Source organism: Vibrio sp. Vb0937 (genome assembly GCF_033338855.1).
Genome location: NZ_JAWOTK010000001.1, coordinates 598918 through 623107, shown reverse-complemented (window position 1 = coordinate 623107; position 24190 = coordinate 598918). Strand labels below are relative to the sequence as shown.

22 protein-coding genes and 1 pseudogene are annotated in these 24190 nt (G+C 45.1%); 10 read left to right on the top strand and 13 right to left on the bottom strand.

Going from position 1 to position 24190, the window contains the following annotated elements:
• Nucleotides 1-8 precede the first annotated feature (8 nt).
• The 3 genes from R7P67_RS02800 to R7P67_RS02790 all read right to left on the bottom strand — a co-directional run bounded on the left by R7P67_RS02800 (nucleotide 9) and on the right by R7P67_RS02790 (nucleotide 2772).
• Complete coding sequence (locus tag R7P67_RS02800) at nucleotides 9-350, bottom strand: hypothetical protein (protein WP_080276968.1); 342 nt, start codon at nucleotides 348-350, stop codon at nucleotides 9-11.
• Nucleotides 351-579: 229 nt separating this feature from the next.
• Nucleotides 580-1737: an amino acid permease gene (locus tag R7P67_RS02795; RefSeq protein WP_053303777.1), complete on the bottom strand. Its 1158-nt coding sequence runs from the start codon at nucleotides 1735-1737 to the stop codon at nucleotides 580-582.
• Nucleotides 1738-2460: 723 nt separating this feature from the next.
• Complete coding sequence (locus R7P67_RS02790; RefSeq protein WP_005375472.1) at nucleotides 2461-2772, bottom strand: hypothetical protein; 312 nt, start codon at nucleotides 2770-2772, stop codon at nucleotides 2461-2463.
• 141 nt (nucleotides 2773-2913) lie between these two features.
• Between R7P67_RS02790 and R7P67_RS02785 the strand changes: the two genes are divergently transcribed.
• Nucleotides 2914-3246 (top strand): helix-turn-helix domain-containing protein, encoded by a 333-nt coding sequence (locus tag R7P67_RS02785; protein WP_213885950.1) that lies wholly within the window; start codon nucleotides 2914-2916, stop codon nucleotides 3244-3246.
• A gap of 109 nt (nucleotides 3247-3355) precedes the next feature.
• Here R7P67_RS02785 and R7P67_RS02780 read toward each other — a convergent pair whose 3' ends face one another.
• The 3 genes and pseudogenes from R7P67_RS02780 to R7P67_RS02770 form a co-directional block, all read right to left on the bottom strand.
• Complete coding sequence (locus R7P67_RS02780) at nucleotides 3356-3736, bottom strand: hypothetical protein (protein WP_005375467.1); 381 nt, start codon at nucleotides 3734-3736, stop codon at nucleotides 3356-3358.
• 167 nt (nucleotides 3737-3903) lie between these two features.
• Nucleotides 3904-4289 (bottom strand): annotated as a pseudogene (locus tag R7P67_RS02775) (GlcG/HbpS family heme-binding protein).
• A 9-nt stretch (nucleotides 4290-4298) separates the two neighbouring features.
• Entirely contained in the window at nucleotides 4299-5267 is a 969-nt protein-coding gene (locus R7P67_RS02770) for an aldo/keto reductase family oxidoreductase (protein ID WP_213901300.1), read from the bottom strand.
• A 154-nt stretch (nucleotides 5268-5421) separates the two neighbouring features.
• Between R7P67_RS02770 and R7P67_RS02765 the strand changes: the two genes are divergently transcribed.
• The gene (locus R7P67_RS02765; RefSeq protein WP_213901299.1) at nucleotides 5422-6297 is read left to right on the top strand and encodes a LysR family transcriptional regulator; all 876 of its coding nucleotides are present in this window, start codon (nucleotides 5422-5424) and stop codon (nucleotides 6295-6297) included.
• Between the two features lie 9 nt (nucleotides 6298-6306).
• Here R7P67_RS02765 and R7P67_RS02760 read toward each other — a convergent pair whose 3' ends face one another.
• On the bottom strand, nucleotides 6307-8064 hold the full coding sequence (locus R7P67_RS02760; protein WP_213901298.1) for an SgrR family transcriptional regulator: 1758 nt from the start codon (nucleotides 8062-8064) through the stop codon (nucleotides 6307-6309).
• Nucleotides 8065-8629: 565 nt separating this feature from the next.
• On the opposite strand from R7P67_RS02760, the gene R7P67_RS02755 reads away from it, so the two are divergent.
• Both R7P67_RS02755 and R7P67_RS02750 read left to right on the top strand, forming a co-directional pair.
• The gene (locus R7P67_RS02755; protein ID WP_104980833.1) at nucleotides 8630-9169 is read left to right on the top strand and encodes a redoxin domain-containing protein; all 540 of its coding nucleotides are present in this window, start codon (nucleotides 8630-8632) and stop codon (nucleotides 9167-9169) included.
• Nucleotides 9170-9681: 512 nt separating this feature from the next.
• Nucleotides 9682-10365: a hypothetical protein gene (locus R7P67_RS02750; protein ID WP_262652934.1), complete on the top strand. Its 684-nt coding sequence runs from the start codon at nucleotides 9682-9684 to the stop codon at nucleotides 10363-10365.
• 194 nt (nucleotides 10366-10559) lie between these two features.
• Here R7P67_RS02750 and R7P67_RS02745 read toward each other — a convergent pair whose 3' ends face one another.
• Nucleotides 10560-10925, bottom strand: coding sequence for a winged helix-turn-helix transcriptional regulator (locus R7P67_RS02745; protein ID WP_005375456.1), 366 nt, complete (start codon nucleotides 10923-10925; stop codon nucleotides 10560-10562).
• A 167-nt stretch (nucleotides 10926-11092) separates the two neighbouring features.
• Entirely contained in the window at nucleotides 11093-11677 is a 585-nt protein-coding gene (locus R7P67_RS02740) for an NAD(P)H-dependent oxidoreductase (protein WP_017635228.1), read from the bottom strand.
• Nucleotides 11678-11947: 270 nt separating this feature from the next.
• On the opposite strand from R7P67_RS02740, the gene R7P67_RS02735 reads away from it, so the two are divergent.
• Nucleotides 11948-12289, top strand: a complete 342-nt coding sequence (locus R7P67_RS02735) for an ArsR/SmtB family transcription factor (protein ID WP_064354579.1) — start codon at nucleotides 11948-11950, stop codon at nucleotides 12287-12289.
• A gap of 85 nt (nucleotides 12290-12374) precedes the next feature.
• Nucleotides 12375-13430 (top strand): ACR3 family arsenite efflux transporter, encoded by a 1056-nt coding sequence (gene arsB / locus R7P67_RS02730; RefSeq protein ID WP_137283103.1) that lies wholly within the window; start codon nucleotides 12375-12377, stop codon nucleotides 13428-13430.
• Nucleotides 13431-13466: 36 nt separating this feature from the next.
• On the opposite strand, the gene R7P67_RS02725 is transcribed toward arsB, so the two are convergent.
• Together R7P67_RS02725 and R7P67_RS02720 are read right to left on the bottom strand one after the other, a co-directional pair.
• Nucleotides 13467-14246, bottom strand: a complete 780-nt coding sequence (locus tag R7P67_RS02725) for a helix-turn-helix domain-containing protein (protein ID WP_137283102.1) — start codon at nucleotides 14244-14246, stop codon at nucleotides 13467-13469.
• 20 nt (nucleotides 14247-14266) lie between these two features.
• The gene (locus R7P67_RS02720) at nucleotides 14267-14800 is read right to left on the bottom strand and encodes a YbhB/YbcL family Raf kinase inhibitor-like protein (RefSeq protein WP_005375444.1); all 534 of its coding nucleotides are present in this window, start codon (nucleotides 14798-14800) and stop codon (nucleotides 14267-14269) included.
• 187 nt (nucleotides 14801-14987) lie between these two features.
• Between R7P67_RS02720 and R7P67_RS02715 the strand changes: the two genes are divergently transcribed.
• The 4 genes from R7P67_RS02715 to R7P67_RS02700 all read left to right on the top strand — a co-directional run bounded on the left by R7P67_RS02715 (nucleotide 14988) and on the right by R7P67_RS02700 (nucleotide 18965).
• Complete coding sequence (locus R7P67_RS02715; RefSeq protein ID WP_213873907.1) at nucleotides 14988-15779, top strand: PhzF family phenazine biosynthesis protein; 792 nt, start codon at nucleotides 14988-14990, stop codon at nucleotides 15777-15779.
• A gap of 207 nt (nucleotides 15780-15986) precedes the next feature.
• Nucleotides 15987-16937: an HlyD family secretion protein gene (locus R7P67_RS02710; protein ID WP_005385136.1), complete on the top strand. Its 951-nt coding sequence runs from the start codon at nucleotides 15987-15989 to the stop codon at nucleotides 16935-16937.
• 4 nt (nucleotides 16938-16941) lie between these two features.
• Complete coding sequence (locus tag R7P67_RS02705) at nucleotides 16942-17868, top strand: ABC transporter ATP-binding protein (RefSeq protein ID WP_238843668.1); 927 nt, start codon at nucleotides 16942-16944, stop codon at nucleotides 17866-17868.
• On the top strand, nucleotides 17868-18965 hold the full coding sequence (locus R7P67_RS02700) for an ABC transporter permease (RefSeq protein ID WP_031778897.1): 1098 nt from the start codon (nucleotides 17868-17870) through the stop codon (nucleotides 18963-18965). The genes R7P67_RS02705 and R7P67_RS02700 overlap by 1 nt, the downstream gene beginning before the upstream one ends.
• Before the next feature lie 109 nt (nucleotides 18966-19074).
• Here the strand turns inward: R7P67_RS02700 and R7P67_RS02695 are convergent, their stop codons facing one another.
• On the bottom strand, nucleotides 19075-19446 hold the full coding sequence (locus R7P67_RS02695) for a hypothetical protein (RefSeq protein ID WP_005375433.1): 372 nt from the start codon (nucleotides 19444-19446) through the stop codon (nucleotides 19075-19077).
• A 391-nt stretch (nucleotides 19447-19837) separates the two neighbouring features.
• The gene (fdhF, locus tag R7P67_RS02690; protein WP_262652932.1) at nucleotides 19838-24076 is read right to left on the bottom strand and encodes a formate dehydrogenase subunit alpha; all 4239 of its coding nucleotides are present in this window, start codon (nucleotides 24074-24076) and stop codon (nucleotides 19838-19840) included.
• Nucleotides 24077-24190 lie beyond the last annotated feature (114 nt).

The window sequence follows — 24190 nt, the reverse complement described above, 5'->3', positions numbered from 1 at the left end:
TTTCAAGTTTAATTGAACTCGACATGGATATAGCGATCATTAGAACGGCGATAATAACGGTCGTCCACTTTTAGATAAGTGAAATCTCCAATCTTTATGTAGGTACTATTCCGAGGAATTCGGTCATGGTAATAGTAACTGCGCCTTGGTCGTCTGGTCTCCACATAAATAACGTCACGATGTTTGTGTTTATGCTTGTGCTTGCGCTTGTGTTTATGATGGTGGTGATGCGCATGATGGTGATCGTACCGATGTCCATGCTTATGCTTCGGGTCAGCAACCGCTTCTGTACTCAACACACCTAAAGACAACATAACGCCAACCATGGCAAAAGATAATTGCTTTGACAAAACAGAGCCTCTTATTCATATCAACATCGATATAATAGAAGGGTGAATCACTGTACATGTCAGCCTTTCGCTAAGGAGTTTTACTAAAAAGTCAGCGCTAACCGTGATTATCAGAGAAACGTCAAACATCACAAATGCTGATGACTTTGAGTGGCCTGGGTTCGGCTATGAATACAAAAAAGCCGCCCGTTTGAATCGAGCGGCTCTTTTTAAATAAGCTAGCGTGATTTTATACTGCTTGGGCAAACAGCAAGAAACAGCCGAATAGGAAGATCATGCTCATTCCCATTGCGCCGCCACCAGCTTCATAAATATTGTCATCTTCTACCGGCACTCGGCGCACTTTCATGGTCATTGATAATGGAACAAAGACCGCGAGAAACACAAGAATAATCCCCGCGTAGCTGAGAATAGCTAGGAAGTGTTCTGGCGCAAATACAGCACCTAATAGTGGTAGCACAAAAGTAGTAACAAAAATCACTGGCTTACTTGCTTTCAGTAGGTCTGCATTTTGATCGTATAGCGCCATTGCAACACCTAAGAACGACGTTAGTAGTGCCAAACCAGTAAACATGGATAGGATGAACTCTAAGCCCTCGTATTGCTGACCTAGTACCGAGATCAACTCTGTTACGTTGGAGTATTGAACAAGCTCATGAGGTGGTAGATTGCCGACAACCGCTAACAACCATAATAGGTAACAAACAAGCGGAATAGTTGAGCCCACGATAATCATATTACGCAGCTGTGTTTTACTCGCTTCTTTGTTGTAAGTTACAAGCGATGGGATCACGACCATAAAACCGAAACTGGTGAAAAGCACCGAACTGGTTTTGATAAGTGCCATTTTATCGTCGCTCACAACCTCATCAAGTCCTTCAAACGAGACGCTTGGTGCAAGCGCAAAAAGTGTCAGGATCAGCGCTACGATCATGCCTAGGAACAAACCGCGATTCAGCTTATCTACTACCCCTGTACCTGCCGAAACAATGATACCAACTAAAAGAGTAAAACCGACTTGGCTTGAGATCGTAGATGTTGGAAGCCCAAATGAGGCTGTTACTTTTTGTACGAGATCACCCGCACCAATGATGTAAGCCATTAATAGACAAACTAGCAGGGCGTAAAGCAAGCTGTTGGTTACCAACTGGCCTCCTTTACCAAGCGTTTCGCGAGCAATTGCATTCATGCTCACACCACCACCTACTTTGCAACTGGCTTCAAGAAGGAGCAGCGCAGCATAAGTCGTTCCAGCCCAGATGAACAACATAAGAAGAGTGCCCCAAAGGAGGCCAAATTGAGCAAGCACCATTGGTATAGCAAGCATACCAGCGCCAAGAGCAGTACCTGCAACGATCAGGGAGCTGCCGACAAGTTTTAGGTTCACGGTTAATACCTCTAAATTCAATCCGTTAATTTCTCGCCAGTTGTGCTTTATCTAAAGCACACAACAAAACGCTCCGACTTAGTCAAAATTTGGTTACAAGAGCACTATGTTACAAGAGCCCTGTATGGCTAAGAAAACACGCAACAAAAGGTAGTTAATCATTTGCACATGAACACTTGAGAGTCGTTTTTGGCGATGTCATCGCTGATGAAATGTGCGCAACTTTGGGTTCGAAGCAAAATTGTTCATCTTAATTCATCAACCCCATTCGTTATGAATGGATTTGGTTCGAAAAGATTGTAAGGCATAAGCAGGACGATTGAAAAGCAAAAGGTCAATCTTATAGCGATATATTTTAACAACTCTTATCTTTTACCTAAGATGCGTTGTTTTTTTCGTCACTAATTAGTCTTTTATCGCTTAAAGAGAAGGAAGAACGTGCTCAATGGCTCAATTTGGCTGGGTGTACAGATTAATTTACAGTTTAAGTGAAGGTGTTAGATTCCAAGGACGTAGCCTAGATCGGACAATATCGCTATTATTCGCTGCGTACCGACACTGTTCGGTTCACATACCTCTAAACACTGATTTACGGTTCGAAAATATAGGTAAATGAGTGTCCGAATGCTGGGTGTGGTTCCCCAGCATTTGCATCCTTTCTTTTAGATGTCATCAATTGATCGAAATTGCATAAATCTTGTATCGCCCGACTTTACGACTGTGTTAATACGCTTTATCTAGCGCGCCAATGATATAAGTTAACACTGGAATACCCATATCGGCGACCTGCTTCTCAGTCTCACTCATATTTTCATGCGCCATCCGCAGCTCTACTTCACTTATCGATTCTTTGTGAAGGTAAAGCTCTTTGTAGTTCATCAATCGCTGTTGTGACTGTTGAATCAGTGTCACAACATTCTCTTTAGTCTCACGATGTTGCTGATCAATTTCACTAAATAAATGATCTAAAATGCGTTGCATTTTGCGAATAGAAGCTTTCGTTTCTATTGATTTGTATGATTGATACTTTTCCATTGAGTTAATAACTGACTAAAATATTTACGTTTTTATAAGACAGTTATTTTTATACTGATTGCAAAGCAGGTAAATATGTGGTGGTTAAACTGGTCCACTTCTTGCTACGTTTAGGTCAAAACTGTCCTTTCAGGAGAGCACATGCAGGTAGACCCTATAATTCAAGCACTGATCGCAAGACGAAAATCGAATGGCCTCTCCCGTGAGCAAATGGCAAACATCGCTGGAATGAGCGTAAAAACATATCAAAGGATCGAGCGCGGAGAGTCCGATCTTAAACTCTCACAATATCGTGCCATATTGCGTTCGCTTCATTTGACTGACCTAGATATTGCCTTAGATGCACGTGATGTTCAGCATGTCACAGCAAATGACTTAACGGCCGTGGCGCGATTGCTCTCACCGGAAGCTCAGTCCCTGCTCGTTCGCCTGTTATCGTTAATCCTTGAACAAAAGAACAAGAAAGGTGATTAACCACATTACTCATACCCAAACGTGAATGCCCTGTTGAGCGTTGAAACATGAACCGTTTAGACAAAAAAAAACTCGTCAAATGACGAGTTTTATTCTTTATATCAGTCCGTTACTCTAGGCTTTTCAATTCCGATGTATCAACGCCTTTTATTGCATCTTTCGCCACTTTATCAGGATCAAAGACATCACGTTCTTCATATGAATTATCAATCATGCCTTGTCCTATCGCGGTCGCCTGCTTTTGTAACTTGTTACCCTCTACCTCACCAGCATCCCAGCCTTGTCGATAATCTGAGTCGGTTTGATACCTTGTTTCGTCCTTAATATAGTGTTCAAAATCATTCCCTGCCTCTTGCATACCACTATGCCGACCGTCATGAAAGCCTTGGATATAAGCTTCATCATAACCGCTCTCTTTTAACGCGCTGTCACTCGTACCACAGCCTGAGAGGAGAACAAAAAATAGCGAAACGAATACCTTATGAAACATATTTAGGCCTCAAAGCTTTCAAATAAATTAATCATAGTTCGCGATTTCAACTTCTGCTTACTTCAGGCTATTAGATAGCATTGTGACTCGACGAAGCCTGTGAACTTGAGTCCCTACAGTGAGTACAAAGCTGGACAAAGCATCACACCTACTGATAAACATTATACTCAACGCGCGTTTAATACTTCCATCGCAAGTGCTTCATCATCTTGCTCAGCCAAACCGCTAATGCCAATTGCACCGACGATTTTCCCCTCTTGTTCTATAGGCACACCACCCATAAAGCCTGTGATCTTCGGGTCAGTCCAATAACTCAACTGCTTACCCGTCTCACGAGCCCAAGCACCCAGATTGCCGCTAGGCTGACGGTCCTAGCCGAGGTGTAAGCTTTGTTCTGTGCCAACAAACCTGCTTGCAGACTCACATCATCCATTCGGGCAAAACCGAGCAATTCTCCATGTGTATCAACCACGGCAACCGCAATGTTTTGCTTGCGAGCAGTCGCAATTTCCAATGCCGTTTGAATCAGAGTTTGAACTTGTACGTATTTCATTTTTCTCTCCTACGGGATCTCATGACCAAGGGTTTTCTCGAACAAGCCATACCAATGGCTACGTGATAGCGTGACGTTCTCTACTTGAGCACAAGTGCGAATACGCTGTGGGTTTGCAGTACCAATAACAGGCTGAATTTGGTTTGGGTGACGCGTCAGGAAGGCTAAAGCAATCGCCTCAGACGACACACCATATTCAGCTGCTAGCGCCATTACCATCTCCGCCGTCTGTCTGGTGTTGTGATCATCAGAATGTAAACCACGCTCTGAGAATCTTCCCTGCGCCATACTGCCCCACGCTTGCAGTTGGATATTGTGCTTACGGGCATGTTCCAGTATTCCTGCAACGTAGTCAGATGCAGACGAAGGAAGCCCCATGCCTTGCTTGATGAAGTCAGACTTAGCCAGACTCATTTCCAACTGGTTCGCCACAACAATTTCGCCCGTTGCTTGTTGAAGAAGATCAATTTGAGCACTGTTCATGTTAGAAACACCGAAGTGGTTAACTTTGCCAGCTTGTTTCAGTGCTTGGAGCGCTGTGCCCAGTTCTTCAAATTCAACCAGAGGATCAGGACGATGCAGCATCAAAACATCAAGGTTTTCCACGCCAAGGCGCTCAAGAATGCCCTCAACAGAAGCCGTCACCCATTTGGCAGAGAAGTCATACTGCTTAACACCTTGCTCATCTCCTAGACGGATGCCGCACTTGGATTGCAGATAAATTCGCTCTCGTAAGGTTGAGTCATTGGCTAAGATGCACCCAAACACTTCTTCTGCCTTACCGAATTTGTAGATATCCGCATGATCAAAGAGATTGATGCCAACCTCTAATGCAGCCTCGACAGCGGCATAAGCTTGGTTTTCATCTTGGGCGGTTAATGGGTTGCGATTCCACTCCCCTCCAAGTCCCATACAGCCGAAGACCAAGCGGCTAACGTTAGGTAAGGTTTTGGCGAGCGGTAGTGTTGGATTGTTCATCGTTATTCTCACTTTTCCGATTTCTGCATCTTCAATTTCTTAAGTTAACTCGAACCATCTTACCGTTCGTAAAAATTAGTTTAATACCGTAAAATCGAATTCATTATCCTCGCTACCGAACAATTAAAGCGAACAATAAAGACGAGCAATCAAGATGGCAGATTATAAGAGAATCGAAAAACTGATGCTGTTTGCCGAAGTGGCTCAAACACTCAACTTTTCTAGGGCAGCGGAGCAACTTGGCATTTCTAAAAGTTACCTGTCGGAACAAATCAAGCGATTGGAATCGGAACTCGCCACGCCTTTGATTGTTCGAACCACACGCAGCGTGAGATTGACGGCAGAGGGTGAGTCGATCTTTGCACAAGCGGAAGATCTCAAACGCCGCGTAATGGAAATGGAAAAGAGTTTAAGTCAGCAATCTGAGCAAGTAGACGGTCTGATTCGGCTTACTGCTCCCAAGATGTTTGCCGAAGCGGTGCTGCATGATTTGTGTGTGGCGTTTCGCGCTTTACATCCAAACGTAGAGTTCGAGATTCTTTCTAGCTATCAAGCGTTTAATCTGACGGAAACCAGCGTCGACTTTGCGTTTCGAGCAACAAGAACGCCGCCCGAGAATATGATTGCGCATCACCTTTTGGACTACCACCACTGGCTGGTTGCCTCACCTCTGTATCTGCAAGAAGAAGGTACGCCAGAGACGTTAGCGGATTTAAAACAGCATCAATGCTTAACCACATTGCATCAAAAAGAGTGGCCGTTAAAAACGGGAACAGTTCAAGCCCAAGGTTGGCTTTCAAGCAATGAAAACCGCTTACTCAAAGAATCAGCCCTGTCTGGCAATGGCATTGCTCGGTTAGCAAGTTACTTTGTCGAACAAGACGTTGAGCACGGCCGTCTAGTGCAGGTTCTATCGGAAGAAACTGACCACCAGCACAACGCGGTTTACTTGGTGTACCCACAACTTATCTATCAATCGGCGAAAACCAGAGCCTTCATTGAATTTGTGAAGCAGCACTTTGCTAAATAACTAAGGCAGTCAATCCGCCGACCACACCGAGCGGATATCTGGCCAACCCCAATTGGTTAAAGCAACGTCTTCTAATACACCTTGGAAGCGCAAAGTTTGTGTATGGTGGAACATAGGTGTAATCCAATACTCGCTGATCAACGTCGATGAAATTGGCTCCAATGCATTAAGGTAGTCCTCAAGTGGAACGAAAGATCTGACTCTCTGTAGTTGTTCATCTAACCATTGTGCGTTCTTTTCTCCCAAAGTGTGGAATAGCACAGCGTTGCTGAAGAAGTTCGTGAACGCTGAGGCATGACGATTATCATCTAGGTTTATGTTCGTTACGACCATTGTCTCATTTAGCTCACCGTTCTTAGCCTTCTCGTTCAGCTCACGGTAGGAATACATAACAATTTCTACTTTACTGCCAACACTCGCCAAACGATTAGAAATAGCCCGCGCACAGCGACGCAATGCGGTATAGTTATATCCTGCTATCGTAATGTGTTTAGGTAACTTAAGCGGCTCACTGAACGGACGGAGCACTGGCTTCCAACCTGGTAGCAGGTTATAAGCGGGTATACTCCCAAATACAATATTCTCGCGGCGCATCACTTCGGCCAAGTGCTCAGGTTGAATTAGCTCACTAATATAACGGCGCTGCGCTAAAGAGAGTTTGTGCTTAGCGTGCTGATTAAATAAGGCGAATAAGCAACCATCTTCTATTCGACTACGCTTGCTCGCCGATGAGTTTTCTCGGTTTTGCGTCGACATATAGTGTCCACACAAATCCTCCTCGGGCGAAGCATCCCTTTGCAACGTATTTGCTGCCAATGACGGGTTCTCCATTTGCTCGTCATTAACAATCCAGATAGTCACCAAATCCGTTAGAACTCTACATGCATAGTAACCATTAAATGCTTGCAGTTTTAAACGACTTTCATTGTGCTCGACAACAGAGAATGGGCCACTTCCGACCACCAGCTTGTTATTCGCTACGTTAACTTGGCTTACTGGTTGAATGCCGTATTTCACACCAGAAATAAGTCCAGCAAAGCCCAAGTCAGCTCGATTAAGCCTAAAAACAACTTTCAATGGCGTTGGCGCAGTAATGTTAGCAACATGTGCCAACTCTTTTTCGTAGTACTGTAGTGAACTCAACTTTGCAAACAAGCTAACCACTGTTTCTGCATCAATGGAATTACCATTATGAAAAGTCAGACCAGGACGAAGGTAGAAAGTCCATTCGAAGGTGTCTTCGTCATAACGCCAGTGATGTGCGAGTTCTGGTTGCACTTTCCCATTGTTATCACTCGAAACTAAGCAACAATAGATTTGCCTTAATAAGAAACGTTCGCTGCTACGCTGAAGTTGATGTGGAACGACGCGCTCAAACATTCGCTTATAGGTTAATTGAATATTGAGCTGTCCTTCTTGCACAGAAGCACCAGACGTTGTTTTTAACAAACGGCCAAATGCCATTTCGTCTTCATCTAATATCGCCAGTGCTTTTTCATACTTGCCTAACTTGATACGTTCAAGAGCCAAGCTCTCTTTTAAAACGTCTAACTCCATATTCAGAATAAGAGTCGATCGTTGGTTCCGCCCAGGTTTCGGGTACCAGCTCAACCACGCCTTCTCCTGCATTTGCGTTAGCAGGCTACGAGCATGCCGAGAAGAAGTGAACATGATGTCGGCAATGTCCTGTAACGTGGTTTTTGTTTCATCACCAACACTAAACGAGAGTAATCGTTGGTAATAGCGAAACAAATTGAGATCAGACACTGAATCAACCTTAGATCTGTGAAGTTTGTGGATAGGAATAGTTTACTTAAGTTGGCGGTAATAAAATAAGAAAACTTCCTAATTATCTGTTCCCCTTTTCCACAATTAACCTCCAAATTCGGCTTTAAAGCCTCAGATATTTACGTTATTAGGAACAAAGCCAACAAAAGCACTCTCTTTTTTATATCCCCTTTTATACGCATAATTTACTCGTCAGCGTAAAGGAGGAAGAAATGAAGAAGCCAATGATGGCGTACTTTTTTCAGCAACGCCTAGCTCAATCGAGTAATAAAATAGAAGTGATGACTCTGGTCTATCTTAACGATATGTTCCAGTGGTCATAGCCTAACCTCAAGCAGAACTTAGCTCCTGATACTACACCCCCACTTCGTTGTATCTTAAGTTCTGCTTTTTCATCTTTTGCACTCTACTACCTTATTGCAGGTTACTAAAAGTTAACTAGTTGAAACACCGCAAAACAGAGTCTACATTGAAGTCTCATCCCCCAATCGCTTTGTTGAGAAAGGGGCATTCATGGATATACACCACCAATTCGGGAGTCAATATGGCAACTTCAGTGAAACTTAAAGCGGGCGACAGCTTCCCTCATCTTCAAGCCACTTTGCTAGATGGTTCAAGCGTAACGTTGGGTCAGCCGCAAGGTGATGCGACTTGGCAGGCAGTATTCGTTTATCGTGGTAAACACTGCCCTCTTTGTACTAAGTACCTCAACGAGCTTGAGAGTTACAAACAGGCTTTCGCTGATGCTGGCGTCGATATTCTTGCCGTTTCTGGCGACTCAAAAGCACAGCTAGAGGGGCATCTAGAGAAACTCGAAATCAGCTTCTCTATCGCTTACGGCCTGACCGAAGAACAAATGAAAACGCTAGGCTTGTATGTATCTATTCCTCGATCTGAACAGGAAACCGATCATAATTTCGCAGAGCCAGGTCTGTTTGTGGTGAATGAACACGGCGACTTACACGTGGTGGATATTTCAAACAACCCGTTTGTTCGCCCTGAGCTTGGCGCACTATCACGCGGATTGGCATGGATTCGCGATCCAAACAATAACTACCCTATCCGTGGCACATTGGATTACTAATATCTTCTACACCCAAGTAAACTTTCTATCCTTAAATAAGCTAGGATTCTTGCCTTGGTGAGAATAACTTAGAATGCATATCAGATCCGTGAGATCTGATATGTATCAACAAGTTGGAAATAGAGTCCTTGTTCATTATACAACGCCTTGATGAAAAACAAGATCAGTGAAGCCCAGGCTCCCCTCAAACAACGTTAGTTATTTACTTCTAAGTCACTTTCACGATAAATACATGAAATTAAGACTAAAAACTTAGACTTAACGGATGTATAAATCATAACGATACCTACACAAGTAGTTGGCTAGCGATTATTATCCTATTGCAACTCAAAATTGTGCAATTCTAATAATTCATACCATAAATGAAAACATAGATACCGTAAGAGACAAAATAAAAGCAAACGATTAAATTAATAATAAAACACCGTTCAATTAAAATAAAAAACATTTCACTTTATAAAAATGTAATTAATCGTTATTTGCAATCACACATCTTAATTGAGAAATACAGTATGAATAAAATCTCTTTGCTTTATATGGCCGTTTGTATCGGATTAGTTGGATGCGGTTCAGGAGGAAGCGACAACGATTCAGCAAAAGATATACATCCCACCATTTCAAATCCGGAACAAGTCAACGCAATGACGGTGGACAAAGGTCATTTCTATTGTTCTGTAAACCAACAAAAACTGGAACACGGAGGGACATCTGCAACTATGTCCTACCTAATTGAAAAGAAAAGAAATTCTACGGTTGTCGACGATTATGAATGTACCGAATACGGTTTAAAGAAAGGTGAGTCAATTATCGTCACTAAAAGTGCAATTGAAAACTTTTCATACTCAAAACATTATAAAAGCACGAAGAAGAATGACATTAATAGGTTTAAAATCATCTACCCTACAGGGCTTACGACTCCGATTAATAAAGATTATGAAAAAATTACGATCACGTATAATACGGAGAGACCTGACGTTAACATTAAGATAATTCAATATTTTGACGAAAAGTCTAAATTATATACCATCAAAAAATATGAAAGCCACGTTAACGACAACTCACCAATAGGTTTAGTTGAGAAAGAGGAATTCGATAAATATTCCGATTTTGAAAAGAAACTGGAATTAAATAGTGCTTTTTTAAATTCAACTGAAGTGAGTGATTTATTCTACAACTTATTAAGTATGATAAAATAATAACTAAAAATCAAAAACTTAAAAAGTACGATTATGCTCAAGTAGCTTCGATATGCCTGACTCGAAAGAGTACGTTGTTTTACGAAACAAATTACGATTTGAATGAAGCACATCTAAGTTACTTGAGCATAAAAGGCGATGTGTTGTTATCAGCTTTCAAAAGAGAGTGACGTTTGCGATTAACTACTTTGGTCTTAACGAAGCTCAATTTGATGCTTTTCAGACCAAATTCGCAAATCATCAAGAATCTTAAGTGCGGTACGGCCGAACTCTGTTAGTTCATAGCTGACTGCAATTGGGCGGTCGCTGATCACTTTACGCACCACCATACCTTCCGCTTCTAGCTCTTTAAGACGTTGGTCGATCATCTTTTTACTTGCACCGCCTAGCATGCGTGCTAAGTCATTGAAACGAACTGGGCCGTCTTTCAAATGATAAATCAGAGAACCTTTCCATTTACCACCAATTAAACGCATCCCTTTCTCGATAGCACATGGCTCCGCACATACGTTCGCCACTGACTTACGACCTTTGCTATCTACACTGATTCTGCTTTCCACAATACACCTCAAGATACGCACCTAATCTAGGTAACGAAAAGTAAACTAGATACATTTAGTGCTTTAGAGTAATAAAAACGTCACCTCGCCGCAAACAAATAAAAATGGACCGCGTACAGCAGTCCATCTCAATTCATCATTCAGTTCGCACTATCTTTCTAAAAGGATTAGAAGTTTTCGTTAATGTGAGCTTCGAAACGAACAAAATCGTTTTCGATATCTGCGTTCTTCATCACGTCGTAGCAAGCGAATGTAGGTAATGCTGACATACCAAAGAAGCGGAAGTTAGCGTGCATGTGGAACATCAAATCATCCACGCCTTTACCTTGGAATAGGTATTCGCTCTCATCATCAAACGATTCTTCTGGCGCGTTGAATGTCAGTGAAAGCATGTATTTGCTGTTGGTTTGAGTACCGCCTGTACCATAGTTTTTCTTTGGTTCTTCTGCGCTACGGCCATCAAATGCACACAGTGCGCCGCCCATACCCGCAGTAAACACGTCGTCCATGTATTTTTTGAATGACCAAGGCACAGACATCCAGTTGATTGGGCTTTGGATGATCACGCGATCAGCCCATTCAAAGTGTGCGAGTTGCTCATCTACGTTGATCTCATCTTGCATTGTCACAACGCGAACTTCATGGCCTTTTGCTTGCAGAAGCGTCTGTGCTTTGTCGACAAGAGAAGCATTTAGACGACCTTCTGAATATGGTGATGGTTCGTGTGCATTGATGATCAGTACGTTGCTCATGGGATTACCTTTAAATAAGTTCACAAGATGACGCAGTAACCATTGTGCGTCGGATGTGGTTTATTATGGTAACCTAGAAATATAGTGCAATTAGTTAACTTTTAGTAACCTACTTAATTTTTTATTATATCACTGTTTTTAAAACATATATTTTTTCAATTTTTTATTCATCGTTATTTTACGATTAATTTTTTCATCGAGTTGTTGCATCTTCCACAGAGCAGGCGTACACTTTATCGCAATTCGACGATTAACTATTAAGGCCAGCGAATGAGTGATAAGTGCAAGGACACGTGCGAAGTTGTTTTTCAGACAACGCAACAACAGCTCGAGAAAGAACAAACTCTCGCAGCGCAAGCAAAAGCTTTGTCGCATCCAGCACGTTTGCGCATTCTGCATATCCTGCACACGCTCGATACCATGGGCGGTTGTTTGAACAGTGATTTGGTTTCTGAACTGGGTCTTGCGCAATCTACTGTTTCCGAGCACTTGCGTATTCTAAAGCAAGCAGGCTTTATCAGCGCCGAGCCAAACCCACCTAAGGTGTGTTACCGCATTCAACGCGACGCGTTTGATCAGTTCAATCTAGGATTTTCCAAGTTCTTTGATTAATGCCCTTTGCACGCTGGTCAGGCGTGCAGAGATAAACTATACCTTTAACCATCGCCTTTCGACGATAAACGAATAAGAGAACACTATGACTACTCAAGTTTTAAATAGTGCCAGCGACAAAATGAGCTTCTTGGACCGTTACTTAACGGTGTGGATTTTTGTTGCAATGGCAATCGGTGTAGGTATTGGCGCAGCATTCCCTCAAGTTGCTGAGTGGAACGAGTCAATGTCAGTTGGTAGCACAAACGTACCGCTCGCGATTGGTTTGATTTTGATGATGTACCCGCCACTCGCAAAGGTGAACTACAACCTGCTAGGCACAGTGACGAAAGATAAAAAAGCAATCACGCTGTCTTTGGTCATGAACTGGATTGTCGGCCCTATTTTGATGTTCATCCTTGCATTGACTTTCCTAGGTGATCATCCGGGTTACATGGTTGGTATCATTCTGATCGGTCTTGCTCGTTGTATTGCGATGGTGCTTGTATGGAACGATATCGGTGGCGGTAACAAAGAATACGGCGCAGCCCTAGTTGCACTAAACAGCGCTTTCCAAATCGTGACTTACAGTGTGATGGCATGGTTGTTCATCACTGTGTTGCCACCAGTCTTTGGCTACGAAAGTTTCGTGGTTGATATCTCGATGATGGACATCGCGGAAAGCGTTCTGATTTACCTTGGTATCCCATTCCTAGCGGGCTTCCTAAGCCGCAAATGGCTGGTCGCTGCGAAAGGTGAACAATGGTACAACGACGTATTCATCCCACGCATTTCACCAATTACGCTTATCGCCCTGCTTGCGACCATCGTACTGATGTTCAGCTTAAAAGGTGAGATGATTCTTGAACTGCCAATGGATGTATTCCGTGTAGCAATTCCACTGGCTATCTACTTTGTGTTGATGTTCTTTGTCAGCTTCTTCGTTGGTAAGAAAATGGGCATCGACTACGACAAAAACGCGTCAATTGCTTTCACGGCAACAGGCAACAACTTTGAATTGGCAATTGCGGTTTCTATCGCGGTGTTTGGCCTAAACTCAGACCAAGCTTTTGCTGGTGTCATTGGCCCGCTGATCGAAGTGCCTGTATTGATTGCTTTGGTGAACGTAGCATTGCGAATGAAAACCAAATATTATGGTTAACCTAAAAAGCACAAAAAATAAAAAAGCGGTAAAACATTAACTCACCACCGTTTTAATATACTCACTGGGCGTTAGGCCGAACTTACTTTTAAAGCGTTGGCTAAAACGCCCCTCTGACTGATAACCACACAACTGTGCGAGCAGCGCAACGTTATACGAGCCATTTTGCATCAAGTAAAGTGCGTGATTTAAGCGCACTTCTGCCAATACTTCGCGATACTGGGTACCTTCTTGTTTCAGTTTTCGTATCAATGTTGCTCGGCTCATAGCAAAGTGCCCCGCGACCATATCTAATGGATGCTCCTCCCCTGGAGAGCGCGATAAGTAACGACTAAGTTTCTGACTAAAAGAGATATGTGAACTCGAGAACAACCGATGCAATAACCCTCTCTCAGCTAGCTGCTGATATAGGCCCATAATCCAATAGCGTTGTGTCGCCTCACTTAAGCTTTCCCGCTCAAACGAAAACAAAGCATTTAACGTCGCTTGCAATGCTTTATCTGTCTCAACAACGGGTACATAGTTTCCTAATGCGTTGCTCATGCTTAGCTCCAACATTTCATCGCTAGGCACACAGTGAAAACTGAACATTCGAGAAAGAAATCGCCCTTGTAGAGGAAGATTTTCAAAATTTAGGGATGCATTTGCTTCACAAAGCATGATATTTGGATGATGGATGTCGAGTACTTCATCTTTCCAGAAAAGATGTTTACTCCCCTTAACAATCTGAATAAGGCTTGGGGAGTGAATCCTGACATTACGAAGCTTCTGCTGCTGCTCCGCACGAAACAGCGTAACCTGATATTGGTGACCGATTCTCTCCCCCTTATATTCAATTATCGCGTGTAAGTCGTGGTTAATGTCGCTTTACCCAAAGCAACACTATTCAAAGTAAACCCTACAATGGCTGGTGGCGTGTTTTCATCCAAATTCAGTTCTTCAGTTGGCAATGCCCACACCGTAAACTGGTAACGATGCATCCCATCATTCTTTGGAGGACACGCGCCGCCGAACCCCGTTGTGCCGTAGTCAATACGAGATTCTTTGCCGCCTAACTTATTCATATCAATGCCTCGAGGCAGTTCGCTAACGGTGGATGGAATATTAAACGCTATCCAATGCCAAAAACCACTGCCTGTTGGTGCATCGGGGTCATACACGGTGATCGCAAAACTTTTTGTGCCCTTTGGAGCTTCTTTCCACATCAATTGTGGTGATTGATTCCCGCCATCACATCCCCAACCAGAGTATTCAAACGTCTTCGCCATCGGGTGGCCTTCTTGAATATCTCTACTCACGAGTTCAAATGCATGGGCAGAACCGACCGCAAAAACACTCAATGCCAAAACTGATTTGTAGATCGCTTTCATGTTTTTCTTCCTTTCAATGAATTCAACACTAGTGTAAGTACCCAGCAGTCCGAATCCTTGTCAGTAAGTATCAAAAAACACAAAATAATCTATAATTTTGACACTTTAAGATTCTAACACAAATTTCTTACTCTCTTAATTGCACTTGGTTTATGCTAATTAATCGCTCACGGAACAAGGAAGGAAAATGGAATTGGATATCTACGTGGTGGACGCCTTCACCGATACGCAATTCAAAGGCAACTCAGCAGCGGTCGTACCGTTAGAGGAATGGCTAGCCCCAGAATTGATGCAAAATATCGCGACAGAAAACAACTTGTCGGAAACGGCTTTTCTAAAATCCATTGGCGCAAACCGATATGAGATTCGTTGGTTCTCTCCGATTACTGAAATCGATTTCTGTGGACACGCAACACTGGCCTCTTCGTTAGTGCTGTTTGATGAGTTTGGCATTAATGGCACGATTGAATTTCATACTCTGGAAGTAGGAACCCTCACCGTAGAGAAGAATGCGCAAGGTAAGATCGAGATGACGTTCCCTGCTCGTCCTCCAAAAGCCGTTTCTGATATTCCCTCGGCATTGATTGATGGCCTAAGTTGCGATGTGGAACGCGTACTGCTTAGCCCTCAAGCGTATTTCGTGGTGGTCGGCAACCAGCAGGAGGTACTTGAGGTTCAATACCGTTCAGAGCACCTCAAGACACTCGCTCCTTACGATGTGGTCGTTACCGCGAAAGGTGATCAACAAGACTTTGTATCGCGTTACTTTTGGCCTGCAAATGGTGGTGACGAAGACCCCGTAACTGGCTCGATTCACGCTGGGTTAGCACCGTTCTGGGCAGAAGCGTTAGGCAAAGCATCACTGGTCGCTTACCAAGCTTCTCAGCGCGGAGGTATTTTGCACTGTGAAGTTACTGGCGAACAAGTAAGAGTATCTGGCGACGGCGTGCTCTACATGAAAGGCCAGATTTTTGTTTAAATGATATTCATGTAATCAACTTAAAAGAGCCAAGTAAAGCACGGCTTCAGCAGGATAAAGCCAGTTTCAATAATTAATCAATTGATGAATATTGAAGGAATTAACTTCCTAGCCGGACAAAACTGACTCACGTTACACTGAATGCAGTCCCACACTCTTCTATAGCTTGATACGAATTCGAGCTCACCTTCTTAGAGGAAGCGTCGCATGATGAAGCGAATCATTCTTGGCACCCTAGCCCTGACTCTTTTAACTGCCTGCTCCAAAGATGACGGACAGCAAGCCCTTGGCACACTAGAACGTGACCGCGTAACCTTTACTGCAACCTCTAGCGAGATAATTCGTGCCCTACCCATCAAGGAAGGCAGCCAAGTCACCGAAGGAGAAGTGCTGGTTCAGCTCGATACAAAGAACCAAGAAGCCGTTTTAGCTCACGCCGTAGCCGAACAAGCCAAGGCTGACGCCTATCTTTTGAAATTGACCAATGGTGAGCGACCAGAAGACATTGCCGCAGCGCAAGCACGCGTTGCCAGAGCGGAAGCTCAATTGGTTGAAGCGCAAAAGAACTACCAACGTAAGGCGGAGTTAGTTCGTAAAAAACTCATCAGCCAATCAGAAAAAGACACCGCTTTAGCAGCCAGAGATTCTGCCCGTGCAGAGCTAGACTCCTCACAAGAAGAGTTCAGCAAACTGACCGCTGGCTCTCGTCCTGAAGATATTGAACAAGCAAAAGCCGCACTCATGGCAGCAAAAGCCGATGTGGCACTACAAGAACAGAAACTGGCAGAACTCACCATCACCGCCACGCGAGATGGCTTGTTAGATAACCTACCGTTTAACCTTGGCGAACGCGTTCCTGTGAATGGTGTAGTTGCTGTAATACAAGCCAGCCGCGTCCCATACGCTCGCGTTTACGTTCCTGCCAACTACCGAGTCGATTTTGTGCCGGGTAAAACGGTTAACGTGCATGTAGATGGCGTTGAGCAACCATATAGCGGCACCGTTCGTTGGGTTGCGACTGAGCCTTCATTTACGCCTTATTTCGCGCTTACCGAGGAAGAACGCTCGCGTTTGATGTACCTTGCAGAAGTCGACCTACAAGACTCAGCACAATCCTTGCCTTCGGGCATTCCAGCGCAAGTGGATTTGGTGGAGTAAGCCAATGACCGAATACGCGATTCAAGCTGAAAATGTAGTGAAGAAGTTTGGTGACTTCACCGCCATCAACAACATCACGCTCAATGTACCCAAAGGCAGTATTTATGGTTTTCTTGGTCCCAACGGCTGCGGTAAATCAACAACCATTCGTGTGCTGACTGGCTTGCTTAGCCCAAGTGAGGGCAACGTGGATGTGCTTGGGCTAGAGATCCCAAAACAATCTGAGCTTCTGCGCCTCAAGATTGGCTACATGACACAAAAGTTCTCCCTCTATGATGACCTGACAGTTCAAGAGAATCTTGAGTTTATTGGACAAATCTTTGGTATGGAAACCAAGGCTCTGAAAGCTCGCATCGAAGAACAACTATCCACCTACGGTCTCGACCAGCTGCGTAAACAGCGCGTCGGCGGAATGAGTGGCGGCCAGAAACAACGCTTGTCTCTCGCCGCAGCCACTATGCACAAACCAGAACTGTTGTTTCTCGATGAGCCCACATCTGCGGTTGACCCAGAGAACCGACGCGATTTCTGGGAGCAGTTGTTTGATCTCTCTGACCAAGGCACGACGATTTTGGTCACAACGCACTACATGGACGAAGCAGAGCGCTGTCATCGTCTGGCGATTATGGAAGCTGGGGAAATCCGCGCCGATGGTGAGCCAGAAGAACTCATGGCCCAAATGGGCGTTAACATCGTTGAAGTCAAAGCGGATAACTTACGCGAGCTAAAAGAGAAAGTCATTCGACGCGAAGAGGTGCGCTCGGCCGCACAGCTCGGCATTCGCTTACGCATTTTGATCCACCAGCACATCGAACAACCGATCGAATGGTTAACCCAAACCTTTCCTGCGCTTGATGGCTGCGAGATGAACATTGCTCGTCCTAGCTTGGAAGATGTGTTTGTCAGCGTTACGGGAGAAGGTCGCCAATGATGAAATCTATTGCCCGCATGAAAGCGGTGATGATCAAAGAGATCCGTCAGCTTTCACGTGACCGCATTACCTTTGGCATGGTCGTAATGATCCCCCTGATTCAACTTCTGCTATTTGGCTTTGCCATTAATACGGATATTCGCAACATTCCCGTTGGCGTCGTCGATCAAAGTGGCAGCACTGCCGGGCGCGTGATCACTGAGTCCGTCAAAGTCACACAAGTGGTCGATGTGGTCGAAACCTTCGCTACCGCTTCTGAAGCCGAGCAAGCCATTCAAGACGGTTTGGTGCGAGCGGCTTTAATTCTACCTAGCGACCTAACCCAACGCATGGTGCAAGGTAGAGAGCTTGGCCAGTGGATTGTGGATGGTTCAGACACCATGATCAGCTCAGCGATTCTCTCACTGCAAACCATGCCGTTAACGGATTTTGATTTTGAGATACGCCCTGCCCCAACCAAAACCTTTGAAGTTGCGCTGTATTACAACCCGAGTCGGCGCTCGGCGGTGAACATTGTCCCCGGTTTATTGGGCGTGATTCTAACCATGACGATGATCTTGTTCACCAGCGCAGCCATTGTTCGAGAACGGGAACGTGGCAATTTAGAGTTACTGATTACTACGCCAATCCACTCCATCGAACTCATGGTAGCGAAGATCATTCCCTACATCTTTGTTGGTCTGATACAGGTGTTTATCATTTTAGGCTTGGGTCATTGGATATTTGGTGTACCGATAAACGGCGCCATTAGTCAGATACTGTTTGGCACGCTGTTGTTTATCGCCGCGAGTTTAACCTTAGGTTTGGTGATATCCACCATTGCGACGACGCAGCTTCAAGCAATGCAGATGACGGTGTTTATTCTTTTGCCATCGATTCTTCTATCCGGATTTATGTTCCCTTATGAAGGAATGCCCATCGCGGCACAATGGATATCCGAAGCGCTGCCTGCCACCCACTTTATGCGAATTATTCGTGGTGTGGTGCTGCGTGGTGCAGACCTAATGGAGCTATGGCGAGATACAGTTTGGTTACTTGGATTCACCGTTATCGGCCTTATTGTCGCTTCATTTCGCTTCAAAAAATCACTCGACTAATTCCACGATATTGCGTTTATTCCTTAAAAACAAAAATAGCCCCAACGAAGGGCTATTTTTTGTTTCTGTATTCATACACTGCGCTATCGAGCTCAACTCTCAGACAATATTAATAGTACTCACCGTAGGAACAATCTCGTAAATCGGAAATATTGTAGTTTTTCAAAGAGTTTATTTTAAAGTTGAACACTACCTGTTTACAGACAACGCCTTCGCGATCCGTGTACGTGATAATACCTTCACTGTACGCACGCTGACCATCAGAGGATGTCACGTCAGCAACAAGTTCCAAATGGCCCTTATGCGCGTCTACGCGATTCATCATCTCAAACACATCTACCCACTCTTCGCGATTTGCCATTTGTATTAGCATGGACTTCGCCTGTGTTTCCAACTGCTGGGGGTATACATAATAACGGTTGTAACCAAAGTATGCGCACATAAGTAATAAAACGAGTGCAAATGAGGTTGTTCTTGTCATACAAGCTTCCTCTTGTTGTTATAAAAATCTTGCTTCGTTAATTCAGTATAGGAAGCGAGCAAAGTTTAGGTTATAGAACTTGCCCAAATAACAGAGGACAGTCAGAGACAGTCAATTCTATGACAAGCTCAACAACAAACTTTATTGCACTCTCATCATGGGCTTGAACAAAAATACGCCATAGAGACAGTAAGAAGTAAGAAGTAAGAAGTAAGAAGTAAGAAGTAAGAAGGGAAAACTAACCGGAGCGCGGTGATAACAGAAAAGTAAAAGGAGTTTGAAGAAAAAGACAATCCGAGTGAATATAGTGAGAGCGGAAATCAAGATTAGATTATCCGCCCATCAACTAGGCTCAAATTGTCAGTGACCACAACAATGTGACTCACCGAATTTAAACGTGTTGGTAACTATCTTCGAGAGACTCTGTCTGCGTTGTTTTCTCGCTCACTTCCACTTTAACCGCAGCGACCTTGAACTCAGGGATCTTCGCATGCGGGTCAGTTGCCGTTGTCGTTAGGCGGTTGACTGGCGATTCAACAAAGTGGAAAGGAATAAACACCACACCTTTTTGAATCCGCTTAGTCACAAAGGCATCAATCTCAATGCTGCCGCGACGTGTAGACACCGTCAGACGCCGACCATTACTGATGCCAAGTGCCTCTGCGTCTTCCACGCTCACCATCGCACGAGGGCCAGCCAGATTATCCAACCCTTTGGTTTTGCGCGTCATGGTTCCAGTATGGAACTGCTCAAGTACGCGACCCGTCGTTAACACAAGTGGGTACTCTTCATCTGGCAGCTCAGCCGCATAACGGAACGGTACGCCCACCATTTGACCTTTACCACGAGTAAACTGGGTTTGGTGCATGATGCGAGTACCCGCAGGGTTGTTCTTGTTGCTCGGCCATTGCACACCGTTTGGCGTAATGGCATCCCAACGAAGACCCGCGTATTGAGGTGTCACGCGTGCGATTTCATTCGTGATATCAGACACGCAGTGGTAATCCCAATCACTGCCCATGGCATTGGCAATTTCTTGAATAATCCACCAATCTTCTTTCGCTTCACCCGGCGCCGTGACAACCGGATTCACGCGCTGAACACGACGCTCCGTATTGGTGAAGTGACCCGCTTTCTCTGCAAATGAGCAAGAAGGCAGAACCACATCCGCGTATTGTGCAGTCTCCGTTAAGAAGATGTCTTGAACCACCAAGAAGTCGAGCGTTTCTAAACCTTCAATCACATGCGCTTGGTTCGGGTCACTCAACACTGGGTTCTCACCCATGATGTACATACCACGAACGTCACGATGGCAAGCCGCATCAATGATTTCTGTCAGGGTTAGACCTTGCTCAGAAGGCAGATTTGGTGCGTTCCATTCAATCGCAAACTTCTGACGCACAATTGGGTTGTATACCTTTTGATAGCCCGGGAAGCTGTTTGGCAACGCGCCCATATCACACGCACCTTGCACGTTTGATTGACCACGCAATGGGTTGATACCACCACCTTCAATACCGATGTTGCCACACAGCAATTGCAGGTTAGCGATAGAACGCACGTTGTCATGACCTGTCGTGTGCTGAGTAATACCCATCGAGTAGTAAACAGCCGTACGATCTGCCGTACCGATCATGCGCGCCATTGCTTGAATGTCTTCGGCTTTTACGCCCGTAACCAACTCCACTTTATCGAGGTTATAAGCTGGCGACATCACTTCTTGCAGTAAGGTATCAAAGCCGTCGACACGTTCTTCGATGTACTCTTGATCGTACCAACCGTTCTTGATGATCTGTTGCATGACGCCATTTAGGAGCATCACATCTGTACCCGGACGGTGCGCCATATACAGCTCTGCATGCTCTGCCATATCGACACGTTTCGGGTCAGCCACAATCAAGCGAGCGCCGTGGTGACGAATGGCTTGTTTGATGTGTGAAGCGATGATCGGGTGTGCTGATGTAGTATCCGAACCGATAATAAAGATCACATCAGAGTGCTTAATGCTTGGAATGTCGTTGGTCATTGCACCACTGCCCAGTGACGCCTCAAGACCGGTTACACTCGATGCGTGGCACAAACGCGCACAGTGGTCGACGTTGTTAGTGCCCAGTTCACGACGGACAAATTTTTGGAACGCGTAGTTATCTTCGTTGGTGGTTTTCGCTGAAGAGAAGCCCGCCAATGCGTTGCTGCCAAAATCTTGCTTAATGCCAGAGAACTTGCCCGCAATCAGTTGAATCGCCTCTTCCCAACTTGCAGGCTGCAACCAACCGTCTTTGCGGATCAATGGCGTGGTAAGACGCTCTTCACTGCCAATGAAGTCAAAACCAAAGCGCCCTTTCACACACAGCATGCCTTGGTTCACCGGCGAGTCACCGCCCTTCACGTAACGAATCGTATTGGTTGCTTCGTCCACGAACATGGTCAACTTACAGCCCACACCACAGTATGTACAAATGGTGTCGACCGCTTTCAGATCTTCAGTACGACCTTGTGAACGGTCACGACTATCGACCATCGCCCCCGTTGGACACACTTGAACGCACGCGCCACATTGCACGCAGTTCGAATCGCCCATTAGGGTTAAGCCATTCTTGTTACTTCCAAAGTGTGGACGGTCGTCAGGACGTAATGCAGGACGACCTTGTTTGTCGCACACAAAGTTCAGTACGCCGTGCACGGCTTTGTCACGACACGCTTGGATGCACTGACCACAGCTAATACAGCGGTTGGCATCAAACTCAATAAACTCAGAGCTACGGTCAACTTCGTACTTATGACGCAAGTCTTTCGCACGAAGATCTAACCAATCTTGATGTGATTTAATCTGCAAGGAGAAGTCAAAGCTCTGCTCGGCTTCATATTCGGTGGAGTAGTCACGTAGCGCACAATCGGTATTGGCCTGACAGCCACATTCAAGGCAGCGTGCAGCTTCCTTCATTGCTTCTTCGTTATCAAAGCCCAACTCCACTTCAGCGAAGCTTTGCTCGCGTTGTGCTGGAGTCAGTTCAGGCATGATAGAGCGAGCGACTTTCTGGATGTTCTCGAAGTGAAGCGGGTCGACTTGAGAGAGCTTCTTCTCTTTACGCGAGTTAAACGCCGCCTTTGGCATATCTGCCATATCGCCATTCAAAAACAGGTCAATGGCTTTTGCCGCAACGCGACCATCACCCACCGCTTCAACTGCCGTTGCTGGACCACGGCGGAAATCACCAATACTGAAGATGTTACCCGTGCCTGTGTGCATGGTCTTTTCATCTGCATCGGAGGTGTTCCAACGCGTAAGTGGAATCGACAAATCTTCGCCTTCGAGGAAGCTCAGATCTGGCTTTTGCGATACTGCCGCAATCACGGTGTCGAACTCTTCGGTAAAGAACTCGCCGGTTGGTTTAGGGCTTCGACGACCAGATGCATCCGGCTCACCCAACGCCATGCGCTCTAGACGAATCGCATTCACGCGTCCGGTTTCATCGGCAAGGTTTTCTGCAGGGTTGGTCAAGAAGTGGAATTTCACCCCTTCGTGTTCCGCTTCGACAATCTCGTAGTCTTCTGCCGGCATTTCGTCACGAGTACGACGATAAATCAACGTGGTGTCTGCACCAGCACGACGCGCAGTACGAGCACAGTCAATTGCCGTGTTACCACCACCGATCACCGCGACTTTCTGACCCGTTACATAGTTTTGCTCAGTCACGTAATCTTTGAGGTAATCAACACCTAAGTAGCAACCTTCAAGGTCACTGCCTGTGTAATGCATTTCGACCGCTTGAGACGCGCCGACCGCCAAACACACCGCGTCGTATTCTTCGCTCAATTGAGAAAGCGTGAAATCCACACCTAGCTTTTGATTGGTGTGAACTTGCATACCGTTGCGGCACATCAATTCGATTTCTTTATCGAGAATGTCTTTTGGTAAACGGTATTCTGGAATGCCATAACGCAACCAACCGCCCGCTTTTGGCATGGATTCAAAGACCGTAACGTCGTAGCCTTCGTTCGATAGGTAGTAGCCAGCTGTCAGACCACCAGGACCACTGCCGACGACGGCAATGTTCAAACCTTTGCTTGGTTTCTTTTCTGGTACATAGGCTTCATGCGCAGACAAATCCGCATCCGCGGCATGACGTTTTAGCTGACGAATTGCAATAGGCTCATCGACTAACGAGCGGCGACATTCGCTCTCACAAAATGCAGGGCATACGCGGCCAATCGATAACGGCATAGGCAGCGTACGCTTAATCACTTCAATCGCTTTTTGATGATCGTTCTGTGCGATGTGATAAAGGTACGATTGGATATCTACACCTGCTGGACACGCGGTTTTACATGGCGCTTCACAATCGGCGTAATGGTCCGTCATGATGCGGTTGAGTGCTTTTCTGCGGTGCTCGCTTAATTGTTCTGATTGCGTGACCACATTAAGGCCGCGGTAAACTTCAAGTTCACACGCACGCTTAGTACCGCCGCTTTCGACTTCAACCACACACAAGTCACACGGTACTTTTTCATTACTTTTGTTCATTCCGCACAGCGATGGGATCTCGACCCCACACACTTTTGCTGCTTCTAAAAGGGTTAGACCCTCTTCTACAATTCTATATTTTCCATCGATGACAATTTCTATCATGCAACCCCCGCAGCAAAGCAAATCCAAATCTGCACAAGTAAAACCATGCATTCTATAAGGATAATCATTTGTAAGACAAGTTAGTGTGATGTAAAACTTATAAACCACATTTTT